This window comes from Ancylomarina salipaludis (genome assembly GCF_004122035.1).
GTDB classification, from domain to species: Bacteria; Bacteroidota; Bacteroidia; order Bacteroidales; family Marinifilaceae; genus Ancylomarina; species Ancylomarina salipaludis.
Window position 1 is genome coordinate 110,482 of sequence record NZ_SAXA01000001.1, and the last position, 21,497, is coordinate 131,978.

Here is a 21,497-nt window from a genome sequence, read left to right on the forward strand (position 1 = left end):
ATGTCTGTGGGCTGTAGAATCTCTAGAAATAAAAGCAGAAAAGATGAGGTTTTAAAACAGTGGAACAGCTGGTAGGATTTTGGAAACCCCTGGCGAACTTTTTGCAGCAGCCCGAGGAGAGAACGCCTTATTTCCTTTTCATTTCCTTATTTGTGGTACAGGCCCCAACTCTTGACCCAAAAGGGTTAAGATATGGTTGACTTTATCCATTCTTAAAGTTGATTTGCCTTGCTCTAAATCACGAACGAATCTCAAGCCAACTCCTGCTTTTTCAGCTAGATCTTGTTGAGTTAGGTTCAGTAATTTTCTTTTATAAATATTGATAATGACATGTGTGCAAAATTTAGTACAACTATACCTTATCGGGTATAAAAATATATTTCGTGAGGTAAATTATACCTTTTCGGGTATAGTTTTAAATTCATTCGGAGCCTCAACTGAAGTGAGACCCCGAAAATATACTAAAAGTGCAACCCTCTAAATTCCAAAAGGTGAAAATACGATGATAAGAATATGAACTAGCAACACTGTAACAAATGCCTGTGGGATCTCTTTAGATTAAAAGAAGTAAGGATGAGGCTTAGGAACAACTGAAGTTGAATTAAGTTGATTTTCTGCTTCGCAGGGTACGAGATACAATCTCGCACCAGTGGGGCCAAAAATGAATCACAGATAGAAACCGAAGTGTTTTAAGGTCTTTATAAGAATGACTGTAATAGAAAAGCCGCAACAGAATTGCTGCGGTTTTCATTTTTTGAGCTTTAATCTGAGAATTAATCATGATTCCTACTCGATTCATAGGCATCATTATTTGGATTTAATTGATTTGAATGATTATCTAGCTCATCCTGAGTGTAGTCGTAATCTGAATTTAATGACATCGTTTTCTATTTTTTTAAAGATTAAAAATTGATGTAATAATTACTTTTTAGGAGAATTATTTCCTCTACCCTTTCCTGAAGGATTACCTGTTGTACTTGGCCCATTGGCAGGTCTTGTGCTTGAATTAGACTTAGATCCTGAAGTTGAATTAGAATTTGTTTTACTCATAATTTTATTTTTAAAATTTAACTTAAAAAATGTGATTTTATACTAGTTTTGATCCTCCTGACAATTCAAAACTAGCTAAGCCATCTGAGTCAATTTTGAAAAAGGAATGAATCCCCATAAAAAAAGAATGAAATGCATATTTTGAGATTTTTTCAGCGTTTAATTGATGATGCACAGGACATGAATGGGTATGCTATCATAATTATTGTCCTCTTAATTCTTCTTGTAATATCCTATTTGAGACGAAAATTTGCTGATTCAAATTCGGAGAATTTGGAAAGTGAAAAACTAGCTTTTGAGCAAAAATTTAAAGAGATAGAAGCTGAGCGCTATAAATTGCAAATGCAGGTTAATGAGAATCAAAAGCAAATCGAATTGTATCAAAACTCCGAAAATCAGCTTCGAAAAGAAATTTGTGACCTCAAGGAGAAGAATACAAACTATCAAGATAAATACTCAAAGGCATACCAAGAACTCCTGCTTGCAAAGGAGAAATTTAAAGCAAGCGAGAATCAACTTCATGCTTATCGCCTTTCTCCTCATTTCCTAAAAAATTTAATCAACAGCGCTTTTATTGAATCAAAGCTTAGAATAGAAGATTATAGTATTAAAAATTGTTTTTCATTGTTTGGCTTTAAACTCTACACCTTAAACAATCTGAAGTTGAACCTTAACACATACAATGACAAGCTAGAGAAAAGTCTTACGCTCCTCATTGATATCTTAAACTATCTAATTTACAGCCATAGCATCTCGAATATTCACCTGCAAACTGAAATATCACATCTTGAAAAGTTCTGTTCATTAATTGAGATGAATAAGAACATTAAGGTAGATATAATAACCAAGTTAAATCGCACGGATATACAAGTTCCACCTACAGTCTTGTTCAATTATATTGACAATGCAATTAAGCATGGGTATTTTAAGAAAAAAGCACTAAAAATCAATCTGACATCCCGGCAGAACATATTTGAATACAGTGTTGAAACACCTATGCATCCTGAGATGAACCAAAAAAAATTATTAGGTGGCTTAGGTGATCAGGAATACAGCAAATTTCTTGATCAGTCGAGTAATACGTACAATATTTCAAATACCATCCATAACAATACCTATATCGCAAAATTACAACTGACCGTATGATGAGTTTAAATTATATTGCCGTTGATGATGAAGCTATTTTCTTAGAAGAGCTAAGTGAGAAGCTCAAGGTATATCCATTTCTCAGAGAAACAGCTTTAATTGACGATCCATTTGAGGCTATCCAAAGGATAAATCAAACAAAGCCTGATGTCATTTTTCTAGATCATGACATGCCTGGGCTTAATGGGAAAGATGTGCTTGATCAAATCAAATACAAAGCTCAAATCGTTTTTGTTACAAGTCATCTAAATCCCATACAAGAGGTTATAAATCATGATGGCATTGCAACAATTCAAGGCTATCTAAATAAGCCCATTGATAATGAAATATTGAAAAAGATATGTCTCAAGCTAAATAACACAACTGAATCTCATCACAGTGTATCATCTAAGATTATTATTCCCAATGGGAAAAAGGAGCAATTGTATATCGATCCGTCCAATTTATCTTATTTAAAAGCGGAAGGCAAATACACTTCCTGGCACTATACTGATCAACCAGCAGATAAAGAAGTTAATTTACTTCTTAAAGATGCGAAGGATCTGTTAAGAGAGAAGCATATTGATTTTAATGAAATTAATCGAAGTTATATTGTTTTTGAGAACGGCATAAAGATGAAACGCCATAAGGATCTCATAGTCTACTCTAATAAAGAGGAACATGAAATAGGGATAAGTGAACAGTCTAATCTTTTAAATTGGATAAAGAAGAAATTCAGATAAAAAGCAACAACTCAAAATCCTGAAGTTTTCAAACAAAAGCTAGATCCCAAATTTGAGATACTTATAGTGAGGCTATGATATTAATTTTATACTCTAAAGGGGACAGTTTGAGTTTTATTGATTCGGTTTTATTTTAAACGCTGTCAGGTCGGAAATAGACTCTGACAGGTTTTATGAAATTTATTCGGAGCCTCAACAAAAAAGTGAGACCCCGAAAATCTCATAAAAGCACCCCTCTAAATACCAAAAGGAGAAAATACGATGATAAGAATATAAGCTAGCAAGACTGAGACAAATGCCTGTGGGATCTCTTTAGTTTAAAAGTAGAAAGGATGAGGCTTAGGAACAACTGAAGTTGAATTAAGTGGATTTTCTGCTTCGCAGGGTACGAGATACAATCTCGCACCAGTGGGGGAAAAAAACGCTGACAGGTTAAGTCTATTTATTGATACCCCACTTCGACGACGCTCAGTGACCACACTTTGAGGGAAAGACTCAAGGCTTTATTCTACAAACTACCTATTGCGTATAGAACCATAAATAAAAGACAAAAACATCCTTATTATTTACATAAAGACAGTTTGTCAGGATAACTATTTAAGACCTGACAAATGATCATAATAATAATCTTGTTTAACATCAACGACAATTGACAACTCAGCCCTAAACATAGTGCATTTAACAAAAATGCAGCATTATAGTCTGTCAGTCTTGATTTGTGGCAAGGATTTTGGAAAATAACAGCAGACCGAAGAAATTGTGTTGGTCTGCTGTTTAGTCACTTAAGACTTTTGTTTTTAGCGACACAAAAATATCATTTTTGACTGAAAGTAAAAAAGAAATCACAATTGCTTGAAGTAAGCTACTTTACTTTTTGAAACCATAAATTTTAAGATATGGCTACAAATCCTCCTAAAGGTGATGGACACAGAAATGGAGCAGTTCGGAAAAGATCTCAGACTTATAATCCTAAAACGGAGCAATATGTCAAAAGAGATACTGAAACTGGACGTTTTATGGACGTAAAGCAAGACGGAAAACCTTTTAAAGGTGTCCGGAAAGAAAAATAAATGTGATTTATAGGTTAGTTGACTAGACCTGATACTTAGTCAGAAAATGGTAAAATGTATAAAAATGCCAAGATATTACGTGAATAACAATCAACAGCCAAATGGCGATCATGAAGTACATAAAGAAGGATGTTATTGGATGCCTTCTGATAAGATCGATTTAGGAATTCATTATGGTTGCGCTTCAGCTGTGGCCGCAGCAAAGAATTACTATAATAAAGCTGATGGATGTGCGCATTGCTGTGAAGCTTGTCATAAAAGTTAATTAAGATAAGCATGATCAAAATTAACTCTGACAGGTGCTGAGCACTCTGTCAGGTTAAAAGAAAGAATCCTGTCAGGAGATTAATATCTGACAGGATTTTTTTAGTATGCCCTTACCATTTCTAAAATATCTTTCCCTTGTGCTTCGCTTATTTTAGGTTTATCTAAAAATAGATTTGTTACAATTGCTTCTGAGGGAAATTGTTCAGCCGGGTGCGATTTTGCCCATAAATTCCTTGCCAGACGATAACGATAGTAAAGAATACGTATTTGGCGAGGGCTTAAATCCTCTTTCTTTTCTAATTCTATTTTAAATAATTCTATCTCATGTTCAGATAATTCAACATATTCTTCTTCTAATGGAAGTGAGGTATTGGGATGTCCACTATTACCGATAGACTCTTCCGAAGTTTGAGAGAAAGTAGCACCACCATCAGAGGTCGCTCTTACTCTCTCTGCTCCTGAAGAATTTCCTTCAACTGAAGAGTCAGAAGAATTAGAATCTTCATTAAATGATGGATGATTTTCATCTTTCAAAATTGTTTCGAAAAATTCGACTCGATTTACTTTTGTTAGTGAAGCTAATTTAATTCCTGAAATGAAAAGTTTGTCCATGTATTCATTTTCCAGCTTCACCAGTTCCACTTCATCATCCTTATATAAATCTTTGTATTTATGACGAATAGCCTTTTTTAATTTCTCTTCATCTACCGCTACCAAGACGATCATTCTACTTGTTATTTCAGGATCTTCTAACATTACTCGCAAGGCATCGACAATTTGAATCATTCGATCTTCCGAACAACGATCAAGATCATCTATAAAAAGTAATAATCGTTTCTCGTCTGATTTATTTATCCAAGCTTTTAAAAGATGTATTAACTCAGTTTGGATCTCCGCCTGAAAGCCTAAAAGTTGATTAAAAGATGGAACTTTACTAAAGCTTTGAAGAAGATTTTTTAATGGCTTTTTAGTACTTGCACGAAATGATAACACCTTGAAAATAAAAAGTAATAATGCTAATGTTCCTCCAAACAATAGACTTATTTCTTTGAAAGCTTCTAATTTTTCATTGAAAGAAAAAATGAAGTACCATAAAAAAGAAAAACAAATTAAAAGAGTTGATTTAAGCCAAGTGTTCCAATGTCCTTTGGATGCAACAGTTAATTTAAATATCTGCCAATATTTACTTTTATTATATTGTCTAGGTTTCCAAAAGCTAATTTTACTAATTTTATCTGTATATGAATAAATCAGAGTTTTATAAAGATAAGCCCAAATAGCAGGCGTGTCCTGGTATTTCCAAGCGTGGAATTTTACAAAGTGAAATTTTGATTTATCTTCTGAAGTTGCTGTTTCATAATCGATATTTAACTTACCGCATAGTTTATTAATAAAATAGGTTTTACCTCGCCCCCATTTCCCAGTAACACAAAGCATTTGTCCATTATCTTTTTTGAATTCTGTAATGTGATCAGCAAAAACTTCAGCAATTTGTTCTACTTGGAATGCTGGAGGTAGCTTGGAATCTTTTATACTGTATGAATTATATTTTATGAATTCTAACTCTGTGTAAAGAGGATCATTATTTTGCGATTCTCCTTGACCATTCCCAGATGTAAATGGTTCAATAGCGTCAGTTAATACATTACCCTGACCAGAAGTACGAGATTCTCCACTAGACATCTGTTTGGATATTTGTTCGGGGTGCAAATGGCTCTCTATCTCATCAATAAGTTGTTCTTTAGTTTGTCCTGAAACGTTATGTAATTTTCTTAGGTCAATTTTAAAGTCATTAGTAACATCTCGACCTAAGCTTTCATAAACTTCTAGAGGAGTTAAATCAACCTTTTTAGCTTTACGATATTCCTCCTGATAATCACCATAGTTATCAAGAGAATTAAAATCACTTACTTTAGAAAAATCAAAAATTCTTATTGCCTTAAGCTGAACAATTTTAAAGCTTCGTGCTCCAATATGTTGATCTCCTACACTACCATCCCTAACCATTTCGAGATAATCTGCAATATCTCTAGAACCCATAACATGGTAATAAAGTTTTTCATTTCCTAATCCAGGAATATATGCAGGAAATTCAATTTCAACGTTATAATATTCTTTTGAATTTTTTATATTATATGGAAAATCATCGAAAAATTTCATTTTTTTTACTTTTATGATTACTCGTGTGCCTGAGTATTGCAAGCTTATTTATTTGTAGGAAAAAGAGAATTAGTATCCAAACAATTACCATTATGATCCATACATCAACACCATTCATTACCCCGTTACTGTCAAATTTTAAATAGGATATTAAACCTGGTATTCCTAAAAATATGGTAATCGTAATTATTAACTGATTAAGTTCTACTGTTTTGGATTTTATTGTGGTGTAGGTTATATAAATTAAGCCACTGAATAAGATGATTAATACCGCGCCTACTAACAACCTAAAAGCAAATAAGTATTTAAAAACAATACTAAAACCAGATTCCCCCTTTTTTAAATCTATAGCTATTTTTCCTTTAGTTTGTTCTGTGAATGGATCTTTAAATTGCTTATTCACTTCAATAGTATGATTGAGTAAGTAATCTACCAAAATCAATTCTTTAGAAGCAAAAGAGTTGTTATCAGAATCTTTAAATGAAATCTGCAAATTAGTTTGAACTGAAGAAAAAGGATAAAATGATTGATTTGTAGGAATGTAAATTTCAATATCCTTGAAATAATATTTTCCTTTTCCATTAGCCCATTCAGAATGGAATGGAAGTGCAATTTGTTTGGAATGAATTTTCAAGTTATTCTTTCCTGAATTAATATTAAAAGAAGTTAGATGAACATTAGTAATTACTCTTTTGGTGTCTTCTAATGTAATATCTAATAACAACTTATTTGATTCAAGAGAACGTAACGATAACGTACTTAATGATTCATTTTCATTCAATTCATATGGAAAAGAATGGAAATCATTTTTTACCTCGCTTCTAAAAGATAACCATAGAGATAGTATAACAATGATTATAAATGCTAAACAAATGTATTTTACGATTTTATTCTTCTTCAATGTAATCTTCTTTTAGTTTGTTGTATAGATTCTGAATGGATTCTGAGTTTTCATATCCTTCAAATTTTGTAATATCTACGCTGGCACAGAATTGAATGTCTTTTTGCGATAAGTAGTGTTCATTAATCAATATTTCATTGATCTGATCATTATCATCAGGATATTCACGTTCTTCTATGTCAACACTTTCTAATAAGAATTTCGTGAAACATCCTTGAATTAAATCATTAGAGTGTGACTGAATCTCTTCAGCAAATCGCAAATAATCATGAATCTTTTGATCTATAGCATCAGTTGACTGATAGTAAATATTACCATTACTATGAGCGATATCATTACGGTCATTTACCAGCTTCTTGTACTGACCTATTTTTTCTTTTCCCACTCCAATTAACTTTAGGAAAGAAAAGATTTTAGCTTCCTGTTCTTCGCTAAAGGTAAAAGGTGAAGAGGCATTGTTGAAGTTCTTCTCTATTCTATCAGCAAATCCAATCAATGATTTTTGAAAATCATCTTCCGTATTGTTCTTTATTTGCCAAACATTGAAATAGACAAAACTCATGAAGAGCATATGATAAGCCATTAAAGCAAATTGATAGTTTTCTTCTTTGTAGTTTGACTCAAAAGATTTCCACAAAAACTCAATATATTCCTGTTCTTTAGGGTTTTTAAATCGTTGTGGTAGATAATCGAGTATTTGATAGGCTTCTTCCATTACTCTTTAGGTTTGAATTGTTTATATACCCAATTTGCTGCTGTACAAATACCAATTACAACAAATCCAAATATTACCAAAACAAGAGCAGTCTCTTTTTTATTCTCTTTAATGGTTTCAGATACTTTATTGTGTAAATCTGTAAAGAAAGGTTTAAGTTGTTTCTTTTCTTTCACCTTTAATGTTGTTGAATCAACAGTAAAATATTGGGTAATACTAGAAATAAAATTGCCTGGAGATACTCCTTCCTGTATAAAAGCGACTACAGGTTTCTCATTGGAATATGCCATTGCTGATTCTATATAAATCATTTCCGGAACAGAGATGTTCGTATTACTTGAAGAGATTTCTGTTTGTTTAAATCTAGGGGGTGCAGCAACAACTAAAATATCGCATGCTTCAATTTCCTTTTTCATAGAAACAGGAACAGGTTCTGCATAATTCACGTACCTGCCTACCGTACCACAAGGTTCAAAACCATGCTTTCGGACTATTTTTTCTACTGCTAAATTGAATTTTTTATCTTCGTCGCGAACACTACAGCTGATAAAAGCTTTAGGTTTGATATTATTACTCATTAATTAAGATGAATCTGATATTAAAAATTTCTTAAACGAATCCTATCCTCTCCCAAATCCTCAAATAAATGATGATATCTCCCCTTGCTTTGGATTGCTCTTAATTCTATTTGTTTTGAAAGCGTAATATTTCCTCTTCGAATAGGAAATAAGTTACGCTTTTCAATAAATTCTGCTATTTGTTCGAAAGAGGCTTGTCGACCAGGAAAAGTAATTAAGGCAACTACCATGGCTTCGTGAAGTGACAAGAGGTTCTTTCGGTTCATATTATAAAAAAAAAACGCTGTCAGGTCTGAAAGACGCTGACAGGTTGTTTTTATCTGCGGGTTACAAGTTCATGGATTTCATTGATGATTTCGTAATAGTCATCTTTGCATTTTTGGAATGCCTTTCTTTCTTCTTCTGAATCTGATGTAACCGTATAAACACATTTGTCTAATCTGGATAGAAATGAATTTTCACTCTTAATTTCTTTCATTATCTCAATCCATTTTCCGTAAGCGACACCTGCTTTTCTTTTTTTATCTGGAAATTGAGGATAGTAGAGATCCACAGGATTGATTTTTGATCTTAGTTTTAAGGCATCAAGGATGTTTTCAATTTTTTGTGGTGGTGTATAACTCATTATTATGGTTGTTAGTTTTTATTATTGGTACCCTCACAAAAGAGTGAGAGCACCAAGTATTTTAATTTGGGTTAGTTACCCCAAACGGAATTGATTTTATCTGTTATTTTTTGTTCGAAGATTTCGATTAGGCGTTTGTTTTGATTAACCAATGCTAATTCTTCAACTACCTGAGATATGATTTTTTCTTGAATCTCAGCTGGTGGAACAGGAATTATAATTTGTTTAATTGCGTTACCATTAAATTGAGGTTGTCCTCCTCCAGTAACTAACCTATTAGCCTGATCCCAATAGTATTGGCTCTGAGCAAAAACCCAATAATACTTCGGATTGATTAACTTTTCAAATCTTAATCGGATAAGAAAAGACGCAAAAACAGAAGGAGTTCCACATTCTTGAAAAATCATACTTTTCCCAAAAGTTGCTCCAGTTCGCGCAACCAAAACATCATTCTTATAGAGTACATATTTTTCTGAGTCTGCTGAAAGTGATATAAATTTAGGATTAACTTCAATTAATTCTCCTGTAGAACTAATATCCGTTATTCTTATAAATCTTGCATCACCAGAATCTTTTGCAGTATCAGTATAACCATATTCTGGTTTACAAATATCTCCAAGCTTCACCATTTCCCACTCAGGATCGATGTTAATTGTAGGTTTGTAGTTATCTACAATTTGGCGAGCCCCATCTATGATTTTTTGGTAGGATTGGATTTCTTCTATTATTTCTTCTTGGATATTTAAAGGTGGAAGGGGAATTTGGATTTTTTCAAGAAATTTCCTTGTTACACCTTTAACTCCAATACCTTCAGCATTTGCTTCAACTATAGAAGCTATCTTAGAAGATACTAAATATAGATATTCTTCATGAATTACATTTTTATCTTTAACGACTAAAGCTGTCAAATCCTGATTAATAGCACAGTCAAACTGGGCAAAAGCAGTCTTTCCAACAGAAACACGTGTTATTACAACAGTCGAACCTTTAGGAGCTACTTTAGTAGATGATTCATCAATTGCACATCTAGTTATTAAATCAAAACCTGTAATATTGCCTTTATCATCAATAAATTTTGATGATATCCATGGAAAATCCCCATTCTCCCAAAATTTTGATTCTTTTTTTGAAGGAGTGCCGCCACTAATTAGACTACAAATTTCTCCAATTTCAACTATCTTAAACGAACTTTGAATTTTTGCTTTTGACCTATACCTTCCACCATTTAAATTGTATTCTCCATCTTCTGCAATTTTTGCCTTCTCAACCAATAAGCCTTCCTTCTCTTCCAAAATAAACTCTTTATCTTCAATTAAAGCTTGTTTGTATGATTTGATGATTTGGGCAATTCCAGGCAGATCATTTAGTTTGATTGGGCGACGTTGTGCACCCAAATCAAAACCATCGTTTTCCACTTTTAGGAAAAGGATTTTATCTGTCTTTTTTGCCAAAGAACGATCAAACCAAAGGATAGAGGTTTTAACCCCACTATATGGATTGAAAATACCTGAAGGCAAAGAGATGACACCTATTAAATAATTTTCTTCAACTAGTTTTTTACGTAAAGACTTGTATGCCGTACCTGCTTGGAAAATAACACCTTCGGGTACAATTACCATGGTACGACCATTAGGCGTTAAGTGATCTGCCATATAATCCACAAAAAGCACTTCGCTACGCTTGCTTTGAATACTGAACTTGCTATGCGGTTTGATTCCACCCTTTGGAGACATAAATGGCGGATTTGCCAAAATTACATCTACATATTCGTTCCACTTGTCTTCGCTGGTTAAAGTGTCGTATTCTGAAATGTAGGGTTCTGTAATGCCATGCAGATACATATTCACTAAAGATAAACGCACCATATCGGGCGAAATATCGTAACCAATAATATTCCTAGCTAAACGTACTTTATCATCTGGTGTTAGTTTATCTCCACGGTATTGCTTGCCATTTACAACCGTTTCGGTTGCTGAGGCATGCTGATTGGCATATAGTTTCTCTTCTGTTTCAGGATTGAAATTGGAAGAGTTATTTTTTAAAATGTGTTTGTATGACGAGATCAAAAATCCTGCAGTACCACAGGCTGGATCCATTATCGATTCATTTTTTTGCGGATCGATGACATCGACCATGAAATCAATTATGTGGCGAGGTGTTCTAAACTGACCTGCATCGCCTTGAGAACTCATTACAGATAGCAGATACTCGAAAGCATCCCCTAAACGCTCACTGTGCTCATATTCAAACTTATTGATCTCTTTTAAGAAAGAACGCAATGTCTCCGGATCGCGATAAGGTAAATAGGCATTTTTGAATATATCACGAAACAATTGTGGTACATTGGGATTGATGTCCATTTTATCGATTGCTTCGGCATAAAGGCTGATCATGTCGAACCCCCCATTTTGCGGATCGAAAATCTTATGCCAGGCGTATTTTTCAAAATCTCCTTTAAAGAAGGTACGTTCTCCACCCAACTCTTCCGATTCATTATCCATATCATCCATAAACTTGTAAATTAAGGCTATGGTGATTTGCTCTACCTGCGATTTTGGATCAGGAACTTTTCCTACCAAAATATCCCTTGCTGAATCGATTCTTCTCTTTGTGGTACTATCTAGCATTCTTCTTTTGCGATTAATTCATAAAACGATTCAAAGAAACGTAATCTTTTACATATTCGGGTATGATGGTTCTCCATTTTTTTGGTACCGCTTTGTAGTCAACCATGTTTAAAGATGGATTAACATTCAGATCTGCAAAGCGTTTGTTTTCTATAATATCCCGAACTTTCCCATCGATAATATAGGATTTGAAAAAATACCTCAAAGCACCAAAATCTACATCTTCTTCTACATTCAAAACACTAATCAATTTGGTAAACTCTTCATCCAATAATTCATCTTTTGATTTGAACTTAGGAATCATTCCGAAAATGTATTCCAATATTTCACGGAGTGAGATTCGTCTGTCTGCATTAACGGATTTTCTCAGCTTGTTTAAAGTAAAAAATTCGTTTGGTTTGTTCATGATCTCCTGGTTGATATGGTTGATTACCACATCCCAATTTTCCGCTTTTACATTTTCACTTACAAAGTCATCATCTTTTACAGCATCTTCGAATTTCTCGAAGAACATACGATCGATTTTCATCCCATTGTACCCAATCTTTGTTTCCTGAAGCGTTTGTACAAAATCTTTATCATGATTCTCAAACTCAGGAATTGTACCTACAGGTTCTCCATTTGTTCTTTCTGAATTAGATTGAACAGGCAATTTTAAGACCTGATCGTAATCGAACTCTTTTTCGAAATACTCACAATTGGCAAAAAAATCGAATAATTTGAATCTACTTTTTTCATGTAAGTCGATTTGCTCTTGCATGTTTGTATTGGTTATTTCTTCATTAAAAGCATGCTTTCGTGTTCCACGTCCTTTTATCTGAATAAAATCGGTTGGTGAAAAAATTGGACGCATTAAACACAAATTCAATAAATCAGTACAATCGTAACCCGTGGTCATCATCCCAACAGTTACACAAACTCTTGTCTTTGATGTATTGTACCACTCTTCGAAATTGGCTTTCCCAGACAATTGATTGTTGGTGAAGTTAATTGTGAATTGTTGTGCGTCTTTTATTTGGGATGTTACTTGTATTGCAAAATCAGAATTGTATTTTCCAGGCCATATTTTATCCGCCAATACATTTAATATCTGAGTTAATTTAGCTGCGTGATTCTGACTAACAGCAAAACAAATTGTTTTTCCAATCTCATTGCTAATCGGGTCACGAAAGGCTTCCTCTAAAAATGTTTGGCATAAAACACGATTGGTATCTTCAGAAAAGAATTTCTTCTCGAAATCTCTTTTGAAATAAGCTTCCTCCTCTTCTTCACCATTTTCATTAAAATCCATCACGGCATACCCTCCGTCTGATAGTAATTGTGTCGTAACTTCTGTGCGTGCATCAACTACCAGTGGGTTAATTAAGAATGGACCTTCGGGATCTTTCACACCATCGAGTAAAGAATATCGATAAGTCGGTTCTCCAGACTCAGATCCAAAGGTGCGATAGGTATCTAAAAGCAATCGGCGCTCCGATTCCCTTGGATCTCTACTTCCAGACTTTGATTTATCGAAACGTTTTAAATAGTCTTTAGGCGTTGCCGTTAATCCGAGCTTGTAACCTATAAAATATTCAAATACGGCTCTGGCATTTCCTCCAATGGAACGATGCGCTTCATCCGAAATCACCAAATCGAAATCAGTTGGCTTAAATATTCTTTGGTATTTATTATTAAAAAGTAGAGACTGAACAGTGGTCACCACGATATCAGCTTTATTCCAATCGTCACGATTTTCTTTGTAAACAGCTGTTGTATGATCATTTTTCAGATAGTTAACAAACGCTTTTTTGGCTTGGTCTTCCAACTCTAAACGATCGACTAAAAACAATACTCGACTCGCGTTCCCTGTTCTCAGAAAAAGTTTTATTACAGCTGCAGCCGTTAATGTTTTACCTGTACCTGTTGCCATTTCAAACAAAAAACGATTGCTACCATCACTTACAGCTTTTTGAATAGCATGAACTGCTCTTTTTTGATAGTTTCTAAGGAAGCGTAGGTTATTTTCCCTACAGAACTCTACTCTCGTTTCAGTATTCTGATAGAGAGGTGCCTTTGCGTATTCTGGCATTTGAGTAGTGGCAATGTAATTATCATCCACTAACTCATTAATCAATTTATCCTTACTTGGTTTAAATTTACTGTACTCATCAATTGAATCAGGAGAAGGAAATTTGGTGATGATATAAGGGCTACCATTGGTAACATCCCACATATAATGCAAGTTTCCGTTTGACAAAATCACGAAACGACAATTTTGAGATTTGGCGTATCTACGTGCTTGCTCTTTTCCAACCAATGGATTCTTATCTTCAGATTTGGCTTCTAAAATAATTGCGGGAAATCCTTTATCATCCAACAAAACATAATCAGCATAACCTGATTCCGTTTTTTCAAAATTTTCACCCAAGTCATTTAAAAGTTCTTCGGTGATTTTCATATGGTTTTCGAAAGTCACATTGGCTTTGATTTGTCCATTATCCAATAATCGCCAACCTGATTCTTCCAATAATTTATTGATCTTGATTCGTGCTTTAGCTTCTTTTTGCGCCATATTCTGGGTTAGTTTTTTTTAAGAAGTACTGCTTTAATTTCTTCTTTTAGTCTGGTAATGACTTCTTTGGTTCTAGTATCTAATTTTTCCTCTTTGCTTTCTGGAGTGAATCGATCCCAGATTCCACCACCATTTTTATTGGATAATTCAAAGTCCAATATTTTGTATTTATTTTCTTCTAAAAAATCAAATGTGCTTTTCCTGTTTTCTCCATCAGTTTGTTCAGCAAGAAAAATTATTTCTGGCGAGTGTCCTAAATCTAAAATTCGATCTTCCAATTTATATTTAGTTTCAGAGGGTGATGCAGGCACAAAAAAAGCATGTAATTTTAATTCCCATATCTTTTCTTTAAAAATACTAAGGAAACGCCATCCAGCTTTCATTTGCTTTTGAGGTAAGCCTGTATATTTTTTAACGATTTTTCTTAAGGTTTCGGTTTTTCCTGAATTCTGTACTCCTAATATTACTACTGCTAATTTCATCGGTTTAATCATTCAATTTTCAAGTATCTGTTCTTATAAAAACTAAAACATCTTATTCATTACTTCCAAGAAAGTAAATTGGGTGTAATGGCAGCATGTTTTTCTGCTCATCTGACATTTTATAGTAGTACTCAACCCAAAGATTTATGAACCTGTCGAAATCAATCAACTCAATATGCTCTCTAGAGCCTCTTGCCTCCTTTATAGCAGGTTTTGAGAACTGCCCCGAAGTCACAAAGATACCCACATCCGTGGTCCTCTTAAGTGTTCCCGAAAGCTTTTGAATTTCGTCAGAAGAAACCGAATCATTAGGCTTGTGTTTTACCTGCACAATAATTCGTGGTTGCTGAGTTCCTAAAGGATCGGTATAAGCTATAATATCAATACCTCCATCTGGTCCTCTCTGAGCGATATCAGAAATATGATATCCCATGGCATTCAATAGAGAAGCAACAAGATCCTGAAATTCATAAGGGTTTTTATTAAGAATAAAGGCACGTAATCCAACACTCGCATCTTGTTCGTACTGATTTAATAGAGCACGTTGTTGTTGGGATTGTTCTCCATTAAGGTCATCGGTCTCCACATCATCTTGTTTTTGATCTGTCTTAACTCTCTTTGCATCCCAAATACGATATTTCTTTGATGCTGTTTCCAATAGTTTTTCTTGTCCTAGTTTTATTGCAGCCCGACCTTCATCTGTCAATATCCAAAGGCCCTTTTTCTTTCTAAGATAGCCTGCCTTCATGCAGTCTATTGAATAGAATTGCAAGGCTGATTCCCAACGTACATATCCCGTCTTTTCATACACATGCTTCTCATATTCATTAAAATCAAGAGTCTCTCTAATTTTATCTACCACATCTCTTCCTCTCATCTCGCCACCCGCTTCTTTCAAGATTTTGAAGGCTGCGAAAATTGTCTTTTCAGCTATAAGTTTTGACTTTGATTTTGCCATTGGATTTGATTTTTTAATTACAATATGTAGCTATCACCTCAGATACAAGGCTATTTTCCTTGAATTAAGAGGGTGAATTCAAAATTAACAAAATATGAATATGACAAAGCTTCATTAGTAGAAATTTATGTTCAAATATTCTGATTTAAACTTGATCCAATTAATTTAAATGATTTATTTGACTGGCATTGCTCAGTAATAAAGTTAGAGATCCGATGACATTCTTTGGTTAGGTTGGTTGGATAGGCTTGTTCGTAGACAATTTGATGCAGGGTATTACAAAAGCCCTCTCTCCTGTTTCTTCGACTCTTAGAAAGGATGTTTTGATACAAAGGTGGTAAGCTCTCAACAAGCTGGTGATTGGCGTTGAGCATCTCTCTGGCGATGTCGTTGGCATAGACCATGAAGGTGTTTAGGACCGGTGAGAAGCGTCGGAAGTGCTTTTCCTGAGAATAGGCTTCAACCAACTTCTTGGGTGAATCAGACATGAAATATCGGGGATGTTGTATCACCATTTGAATGGCTTCGAACAGGGCCACCTTTCTCTCGAGTTCGAACTTGAGGTCTAAAAGATCTTTTAACTCCAATTGAGCTTGATCCAGGATTCGAATGAGGCCTGGAGATAAGAGAGCTTCGTTTTCAAGAAAGAAGCTGATTAGGATATTTATCTGTTGGGATAGGTTGTGGAGGTGGGTTTTGATTGTTGATTTCATGATGAGGTGATTTGAGGATAAGATGATGTGATGATTTGGTAATTAACTGTTATTGGTTGTTGGTCAATAGGCATTGGTCAATAGTTAATTGGTTGCATGGCAAATGAATTACGAATTAATAATTACGAATGACGGTTAAGAATTATGAGTTAGGAATTATTGAGAGGTCTGAAAGGTCAAAACCCCGAAGCCTCGGGGGAAAAGTCCAAGAGTCGAAAGGTCGAAAAAGGTTAAAGGCCTCCTTCGCAGAAAACTGCTACGGCGGACAATGAAGGTTAAAGGAGAAAGGTTAAATGAATGACTGATATATTGCTTAACTGTTTCACTGCTAAAAAAAATAAAGGTCAAATCTGTTCCCGATTGGTCGGGATGGGTTTTAAAGGGAAAAGCTGCTGGGCGCAGCGTTCCCTTTAAAACCCTTCATATAACGGGTCCACTTTTTTCCTTGCCTGAATATGCTTTTTCAGACTGGGTTTTGTGCGCAAATGAATGTAGGATGTGATGGCGTTGGAAAGCTGGATTTTGACTTGGTTGTTGTGTATAACCAATTGCCATGCTTCCTCATCGCCATAGATGCGACAAAACTCAAGTTCCTCGATGGGCAGAAGCAGGGGTTGGTAGCGATGTTTCATTTTTATAAAGCCTGCATCCCATGCTTTTTGCCGGTAACGGACAATGGTGGATTTTCCTAAATTCAGAACCTTAGCCAGATAATCGGCTGGAAGATCACGGTAGCGACAATTCGTAGTGGTACGCCCTTTTTTTCGTGCCGACTGCCTTGCTATCCTATCTTTGTAATGAAGGTAATAGGTGACCACCGCTGCATAGATGAATGGGCGGAAGTTTTTTAAATTCTGTAGTTCACAAACAGCACCTGTTGCACACTGAAAATGGAGTTTTTTAGCCAGAACTAAATACCCCACCACGCGAACAGAGCCTCGTTTGGTATTCATGCTCACCCAGCCGTTCTTTAAAAGCCAAGTGAGATTGGCCTCTATGGTTTTGGGTGATTTCAGATTGAGGTCTGAAAGTATTTTTTCCTTAAACTCAACATCCCATTTGACATAGCCCGAGCCCTGGCTTTTCAAGTACAAGAAAAGTCGCAGTGGATTGACCTTTTGGTTGGAAAGGGCAAAGACCAGGAGTTCTATGGGGATGTTCATGGGTTTCATCGAAACAATTATGAATGACAGCTAATAATTATGAGTTAGGAATTATGAATTATTGAGAGGTCTTAAAAGTCAAATAGTCCAAGAGACGAAAAGTCCAATAGTCTGAAAAGTCTAAAGGTCAAAGAGTCCAAAAAAAACTTGTTGTCGGTTATCAGTCAATAGGCATTGGTCAATGGTAACATGGTTAAAGTGATTCAAGGTTAAAGACAAGCAAGGATAAAGTCCCAAAGGATAAAGGTTAAAGGTTAAAGGTTAAAAGGTTGAAAAGTCAATATACAATTGACGAACTGTTAAATTGATAGATGGTTAAAAAAGAATAGCTGATTAAGAGTTCAGTGCGGGCTGGTAGTTCTTTTCCAGGGCTTCTTTGATGTCGCTGGTTTTGTAGAGGGTTTTGCCTCCAAGCAGAATGAAAGAAATACTGGACTCATCGCGATACTTTTGAAGGGTGCGTTTGCAGATCTTGAGTAAGGCGCAAACCTCATCGGTATCCAGATAAATGTCACCCAAAGGGTTTCTTTCATTTAGGGAAATCTGCTTGAGTTGGGTCTCAATGGATTTCACCTTGTCGGTAAGTTCTAAGAAGACTTTTACTAATTCTTGTTCTTGATGCATAACGAAAAATTTACAAATTAATAATTACACTTCGACACCGCTCAGTGACCGTATATCTGTCTTTGTTACAGAAATCTAATACATCAGTCAGCGGATGGATGCAACAAGTTTAAAGAAGGAAATGAAAAAGATTATGCAGGTTGCCTATAAAAAAAATTTATCGCTTTTAAGGAAAAAGGCTATAGATCCCTAAAAACAAGTGATCGCTCGCTTTATTTTTTTTTGCTCTATGTTTGATTTTCGCAGGCTTGCACCGAATTGCTTCGCCAAATTCAGGATTATATGCAACCTGCATATGATTATCAGACAGTTACGCCTTAAAATATAAAACATAACACTAAAATCACACCAAATATCTCATTATTTGTCATTTAGGAAACGTTCACACGCCTCTTTTAATTTATCGAGAAATGAAGTGCATTCACAACGCATTTTTAACTTGTGGATTCGACTTCCTAAATCGTTAATGTGTAGTAAATCAAAAAAGATTTCGAATCGTCTGAAAAGTTCTTTCCTTGAAACGGGGCTACCATCAACAAATTCCACAACTTTTAATAAATCAATTGATAAGATCAACTCAACAAAGTTCACCTTATCTCCGATCCATTTCAGAGGTTGTTCTATTGGTTTAGGTCTTGAATCTGGATTTAGTTTTGATGAGATGTACAAATCTTTAAGAGCATCAATACGAAACTCAAAGAACAGATTTAAAGGAGAATCAAATAAATTTATCCCCTGCTCTTGAAATACCAGATCAAGCCTTTTTCGCTGATCTTTTAAAAATTGCATTTTATCCTCGATCAAAACAATCTCACTCAATTCATCTCTCAACCGACAGTAATGGGGATAAAAATCTTTTAAAATATCTTTCCAATATTCATTGGAGTTCTTTCTAAATTTTAATCTGTAGGTCTTGATCAATCTGATTGATTCCAGGATGGTATTCTTTTGAAAACAGAAGTATGAAATCAAATCCGGAACGTCCGTTATTTTTGTATAAATACAGGTTGGATCCACTTCAGACTTTACTGTGATCTCCTGAGGCGAATTAAGTACTGTCAGATTTGAGCCTAATTTGTCTTGAAGGCTAACGAAAATTCTCAATATCATTTCCAAATGATGCAATCGAGAATCTCCAGTTGTCAATTCTTTTAAGTTTTGACTTAATTCTTTTGAGAAATTTAGGTAGAGACGTTCTAATTTTCCCTTAAAATCATTCGGATTGGAAAAACTGTTGAAATGCAATGTGGATATACCACCTTCATTTTTAAAAACAATATCGGTCTTAGACAATTCATTCTCCAAGGCCATTAAGCTTGAATCTTTGATCATATAAGTGATTTTTAGTCACTTAATTTAACAAAGTTTTTCAAAACCCCAAAAATACAAGTCAGTATATCAGGCAGTTATCAACTCATGAGCTATAACAAGCTTTTGAATTTCCCCTCAATCTTCCAATCTATTCCATTGATCTTTTGGTTGAAACTCGTTAAGTTTTCAATCAGTTCCTTAAATGATGGAGATGCACCATGAATCATTTGCTCTTGCATGACTTTATAATCTTTTTCCCAAAGGGTTATAACATCAGGAATCGGTATAATACAAATCGTTTGGGGTTGATGGAGATTGTAATCGACACCGCCAAGTTTAGCGAAACGATATCTGTGATTCACAATGGTCTCATACAAGGTTTTATCCGCGATTGCCTTATCTGCAAACTCAGTCTGAGACAATTGATACACATCGTAAAGGTGTCGACTTAAACGATCAACTCTTATTTTTTCGATTGGGCGTTTAAACTCTTCGTGCAACAGAAACACTTTCTCAAGCAATGTTCGCTCCGGATTAACAGTTGGAATATTAATCGGTTTTTGAGCGAATGGTGTATCCGGATAGGTTTGATCGATTAAGGACTTGAATGAACGAACAGAGAACGGTTCTTTCAGAGAACGACAGCCGATTTCAACTTGAACTCTAGGCTGAATATAACCTGGAGAGGGAATCACGTTGGGGTAATAAATTTCTATAATACGGGGATCCTGATCAGAGTCTTTGGCATCAACCAAGGCTAACTTAACATCTGTTAATCCCTTTTCGATAAACCTAACTGATAGTTCCGGAAAAAACTTCTCTGTAATGTATTTGTTGGATTCGTTTCTAAGTCTAGTGATTTCCTTCCTCTTTGTCAATTCTCCATTAAAACCAAAAAAGCTTCGATCAACAGCCAAATCAACATCTTCAGAAAACCGTTCTATCAAATTCCAGGCTTTACTCAAAGAGGTTCCTCCTTTAAAAACCAGATGCTTTCCAATTTCCATTTCAAAAATTATGGCAAGTGTTTGCACAACCCACCAGTCTTTTTCGATGGCGAAAGCCGGGAGTTTAACATCGTATGAAATATCAGTATAAGCCTTAATTCTTGTTCCTAGTGGTAATTGATGCCATTTACGCATTATTGTTCTATTTGTCGTTATTTTTAAAACTCAATGAAATCCAGGAAGAGAAATTGTTAAAGGTTATTCTTGAACAAGAACTTTTCTCATGATTATTCTTATCCATTCAGGTGCCAACAGAATATCATGTTTTAATTTTTCAACATCCTCATTGAGTAAATGTTTCATAATTATCTCTTTTTCACTATCCGTCACATTCCCTTTACCAATCTCTTTTAGAGCTTGTATTACTAGACTGCTAATAACGCCTTTCGTTGAAAGGCTTCTGGGCGACACTCTTTTAAATTTTATCGTTCTTTTTCCAACTTGCAGTGTACGAGGAGAACCATCAGTGAGATACACAATTTTCATAGGCACCTGTGTAGATAAACCTAAAGCATTGAGTGCCATTGATCCAGTTGGAATGATACGGGCTTTATCTCTTTTTGCAATGGCCTGAGCAACATTTTCGATAGAAGGACGTACTTTTCCAATAAATGGATCAGTTGCCAAACGTGAATAAACACCACGAGCGATCCGTTCTACCTCCTCTTTATTAACTAGACGTTCAAGCGCTTTAGAAACTGCTTTAGCACTTCCATATTGCAAAAAATCATCAGTTAAGAAGATAGTACCTTTTTTCGATCTTTTTAAATGTTGTAAGATCTTATATTCTATAGAATCACACATAGTTACATAGCTTTTCTGTC

22 protein-coding genes and 1 pseudogene are annotated in these 21,497 nt (G+C 34.8%); 4 read left to right on the forward strand and 19 right to left on the reverse strand.

The genetic code is table 11. From position 1 onward, the window contains the following. Window positions 1–138: 138 nt before the first annotated feature. Window positions 139–378: a helix-turn-helix transcriptional regulator gene (locus EO244_RS17070; RefSeq protein WP_317133210.1), complete on the reverse strand. Its 240-nt coding sequence runs from the start codon at window positions 376–378 to the stop codon at window positions 139–141. A 543-nt stretch (window positions 379–921) separates the two neighbouring features. Beyond that, window positions 922–1,050, reverse strand: a complete 129-nt coding sequence (locus EO244_RS17135; protein ID WP_262707903.1) for a hypothetical protein — start codon at window positions 1,048–1,050, stop codon at window positions 922–924. Between the two features lie 132 nt (window positions 1,051–1,182). Between EO244_RS17135 and EO244_RS00525 the strand changes: the two genes are divergently transcribed. The 4 genes from EO244_RS00525 to EO244_RS00535 all read left to right on the forward strand — a co-directional run bounded on the left by EO244_RS00525 (window position 1,183) and on the right by EO244_RS00535 (window position 4,253). Next, a complete protein-coding gene (locus EO244_RS00525) occupies window positions 1,183–2,196 on the forward strand; it encodes a LytS family sensor histidine kinase (protein WP_129251894.1) in 1,014 nt (337 codons plus the stop codon). Further along, complete coding sequence (locus EO244_RS00530; protein ID WP_164977372.1) at window positions 2,196–2,918, forward strand: LytR/AlgR family response regulator transcription factor; 723 nt, start codon at window positions 2,196–2,198, stop codon at window positions 2,916–2,918. The genes EO244_RS00525 and EO244_RS00530 overlap by 1 nt, the downstream gene beginning before the upstream one ends. A gap of 896 nt (window positions 2,919–3,814) precedes the next feature. Next, window positions 3,815–3,988 carry a hypothetical protein gene (locus tag EO244_RS16840; protein ID WP_164977373.1) on the forward strand — a complete coding sequence of 58 codons (174 nt, stop codon included), beginning with the start codon at window positions 3,815–3,817 and terminating at the stop codon, window positions 3,986–3,988. A gap of 64 nt (window positions 3,989–4,052) precedes the next feature. Then, a complete protein-coding gene (locus tag EO244_RS00535; RefSeq protein ID WP_129251898.1) occupies window positions 4,053–4,253 on the forward strand; it encodes a hypothetical protein in 201 nt (66 codons plus the stop codon). A gap of 101 nt (window positions 4,254–4,354) precedes the next feature. On the opposite strand, the gene EO244_RS00540 is transcribed toward EO244_RS00535, so the two are convergent. From EO244_RS00540 to EO244_RS00615, 17 genes and pseudogenes are all read right to left on the reverse strand, one after another. Further along, window positions 4,355–6,415 (reverse strand): P-loop NTPase fold protein, encoded by a 2,061-nt coding sequence (locus EO244_RS00540; RefSeq protein WP_129251900.1) that lies wholly within the window; start codon window positions 6,413–6,415, stop codon window positions 4,355–4,357. Beyond that, window positions 6,399–7,316 (reverse strand): hypothetical protein, encoded by a 918-nt coding sequence (locus EO244_RS00545; RefSeq protein ID WP_129251902.1) that lies wholly within the window; start codon window positions 7,314–7,316, stop codon window positions 6,399–6,401. The genes EO244_RS00540 and EO244_RS00545 overlap by 17 nt, the downstream gene beginning before the upstream one ends. After that, a complete protein-coding gene (locus tag EO244_RS00550) occupies window positions 7,303–8,031 on the reverse strand; it encodes a hypothetical protein (protein ID WP_129251904.1) in 729 nt (242 codons plus the stop codon). The genes EO244_RS00545 and EO244_RS00550 overlap by 14 nt, the downstream gene beginning before the upstream one ends. Then, window positions 8,031–8,609, reverse strand: a complete 579-nt coding sequence (locus EO244_RS00555; protein WP_129251906.1) for a hypothetical protein — start codon at window positions 8,607–8,609, stop codon at window positions 8,031–8,033. The genes EO244_RS00550 and EO244_RS00555 overlap by 1 nt, the downstream gene beginning before the upstream one ends. Window positions 8,610–8,629: 20 nt before the next feature. After that, window positions 8,630–8,875: a hypothetical protein gene (locus EO244_RS00560; RefSeq protein ID WP_129251908.1), complete on the reverse strand. Its 246-nt coding sequence runs from the start codon at window positions 8,873–8,875 to the stop codon at window positions 8,630–8,632. A gap of 50 nt (window positions 8,876–8,925) precedes the next feature. Continuing rightward, on the reverse strand, window positions 8,926–9,234 hold the full coding sequence (locus tag EO244_RS00565; RefSeq protein ID WP_129251909.1) for a hypothetical protein: 309 nt from the start codon (window positions 9,232–9,234) through the stop codon (window positions 8,926–8,928). Window positions 9,235–9,305: 71 nt separating this feature from the next. Then, complete coding sequence (locus EO244_RS00570; RefSeq protein ID WP_129251911.1) at window positions 9,306–11,861, reverse strand: N-6 DNA methylase; 2,556 nt, start codon at window positions 11,859–11,861, stop codon at window positions 9,306–9,308. Window positions 11,862–11,874: 13 nt separating this feature from the next. Further along, window positions 11,875–14,076 carry a DEAD/DEAH box helicase family protein gene (locus EO244_RS00575; protein ID WP_394343719.1) on the reverse strand — a complete coding sequence of 734 codons (2,202 nt, stop codon included), beginning with the start codon at window positions 14,074–14,076 and terminating at the stop codon, window positions 11,875–11,877. Next, window positions 14,065–14,415: pseudogene (locus EO244_RS17175) on the reverse strand (type I restriction endonuclease); the annotation flags it as partial. The pseudogene EO244_RS17175 and the gene EO244_RS00575, both read right to left, overlap by 12 nt. 8 nt (window positions 14,416–14,423) lie before the next feature. Further along, the gene (locus EO244_RS00580; protein ID WP_129251914.1) at window positions 14,424–14,897 is read right to left on the reverse strand and encodes a hypothetical protein; all 474 of its coding nucleotides are present in this window, start codon (window positions 14,895–14,897) and stop codon (window positions 14,424–14,426) included. A gap of 52 nt (window positions 14,898–14,949) precedes the next feature. Beyond that, window positions 14,950–15,855, reverse strand: coding sequence for a restriction endonuclease (locus tag EO244_RS00585; protein ID WP_129251916.1), 906 nt, complete (start codon window positions 15,853–15,855; stop codon window positions 14,950–14,952). Between the two features lie 131 nt (window positions 15,856–15,986). After that, window positions 15,987–16,568 (reverse strand): hypothetical protein, encoded by a 582-nt coding sequence (locus EO244_RS00590; protein ID WP_129251918.1) that lies wholly within the window; start codon window positions 16,566–16,568, stop codon window positions 15,987–15,989. Window positions 16,569–16,978: 410 nt separating this feature from the next. Continuing rightward, entirely contained in the window at window positions 16,979–17,740 is a 762-nt protein-coding gene (locus EO244_RS00595; RefSeq protein ID WP_129251920.1) for a hypothetical protein, read from the reverse strand. Between the two features lie 324 nt (window positions 17,741–18,064). After that, window positions 18,065–18,355 carry a helix-turn-helix domain-containing protein gene (locus EO244_RS00600; protein WP_129251921.1) on the reverse strand — a complete coding sequence of 97 codons (291 nt, stop codon included), beginning with the start codon at window positions 18,353–18,355 and terminating at the stop codon, window positions 18,065–18,067. 360 nt (window positions 18,356–18,715) lie between these two features. Beyond that, window positions 18,716–19,687, reverse strand: a complete 972-nt coding sequence (locus EO244_RS00605) for an RteC domain-containing protein (RefSeq protein WP_129251923.1) — start codon at window positions 19,685–19,687, stop codon at window positions 18,716–18,718. An 89-nt stretch (window positions 19,688–19,776) separates the two neighbouring features. Beyond that, entirely contained in the window at window positions 19,777–20,808 is a 1,032-nt protein-coding gene (locus EO244_RS00610; protein ID WP_129251925.1) for a nucleotidyl transferase AbiEii/AbiGii toxin family protein, read from the reverse strand. 63 nt (window positions 20,809–20,871) lie between these two features. Further along, a complete protein-coding gene (locus tag EO244_RS00615) occupies window positions 20,872–21,477 on the reverse strand; it encodes a DUF6088 family protein (protein ID WP_129251927.1) in 606 nt (201 codons plus the stop codon). Between the last annotated feature and the right edge of the window lie 20 nt (window positions 21,478–21,497).

Bases quoted from the DNA above. Each gene is read 5' to 3' on its own strand.
- EO244_RS17135 (WP_262707903.1), bottom strand. From the start codon at position 1,050: ATGAGTAAAACAAATTCTAATTCAACTTCAGGATCTAAGTCTAATTCA.
- EO244_RS00525 (WP_129251894.1), top strand. From the start codon at position 1,183: ATGCATATTTTGAGATTTTTTCAGCGTTTAATTGATGATGCACAGGAC.
- EO244_RS00530 (WP_164977372.1), top strand. From the start codon at position 2,196: ATGAGTTTAAATTATATTGCCGTTGATGATGAAGCTATTTTCTTAGAA.
- EO244_RS16840 (WP_164977373.1), top strand. From the start codon at position 3,815: ATGGCTACAAATCCTCCTAAAGGTGATGGACACAGAAATGGAGCAGTT.
- EO244_RS00535 (WP_129251898.1), top strand. From the start codon at position 4,053: ATGCCAAGATATTACGTGAATAACAATCAACAGCCAAATGGCGATCAT.
- EO244_RS00540 (WP_129251900.1), bottom strand. From the start codon at position 6,415: ATGAAATTTTTCGATGATTTTCCATATAATATAAAAAATTCAAAAGAA.
- EO244_RS00550 (WP_129251904.1), bottom strand. From the start codon at position 8,031: ATGGAAGAAGCCTATCAAATACTCGATTATCTACCACAACGATTTAAA.
- EO244_RS00555 (WP_129251906.1), bottom strand. From the start codon at position 8,609: ATGAGTAATAATATCAAACCTAAAGCTTTTATCAGCTGTAGTGTTCGC.
- EO244_RS00560 (WP_129251908.1), bottom strand. From the start codon at position 8,875: ATGAACCGAAAGAACCTCTTGTCACTTCACGAAGCCATGGTAGTTGCC.
- EO244_RS00565 (WP_129251909.1), bottom strand. From the start codon at position 9,234: ATGAGTTATACACCACCACAAAAAATTGAAAACATCCTTGATGCCTTA.
- EO244_RS00570 (WP_129251911.1), bottom strand. From the start codon at position 11,861: ATGCTAGATAGTACCACAAAGAGAAGAATCGATTCAGCAAGGGATATT.
- EO244_RS00575 (WP_394343719.1), bottom strand. From the start codon at position 14,076: ATGTGGGATGTTACCAATGGTAGCCCTTATATCATCACCAAATTTCCT.
- EO244_RS00580 (WP_129251914.1), bottom strand. From the start codon at position 14,897: ATGAAATTAGCAGTAGTAATATTAGGAGTACAGAATTCAGGAAAAACC.
- EO244_RS00585 (WP_129251916.1), bottom strand. From the start codon at position 15,855: ATGGCAAAATCAAAGTCAAAACTTATAGCTGAAAAGACAATTTTCGCA.
- EO244_RS00590 (WP_129251918.1), bottom strand. From the start codon at position 16,568: ATGAAATCAACAATCAAAACCCACCTCCACAACCTATCCCAACAGATA.
- EO244_RS00595 (WP_129251920.1), bottom strand. From the start codon at position 17,740: ATGAAACCCATGAACATCCCCATAGAACTCCTGGTCTTTGCCCTTTCC.
- EO244_RS00600 (WP_129251921.1), bottom strand. From the start codon at position 18,355: ATGCATCAAGAACAAGAATTAGTAAAAGTCTTCTTAGAACTTACCGAC.
- EO244_RS00605 (WP_129251923.1), bottom strand. From the start codon at position 19,687: ATGATCAAAGATTCAAGCTTAATGGCCTTGGAGAATGAATTGTCTAAG.
- EO244_RS00610 (WP_129251925.1), bottom strand. From the start codon at position 20,808: ATGCGTAAATGGCATCAATTACCACTAGGAACAAGAATTAAGGCTTAT.
- EO244_RS00615 (WP_129251927.1), bottom strand. From the start codon at position 21,477: ATGTGTGATTCTATAGAATATAAGATCTTACAACATTTAAAAAGATCG.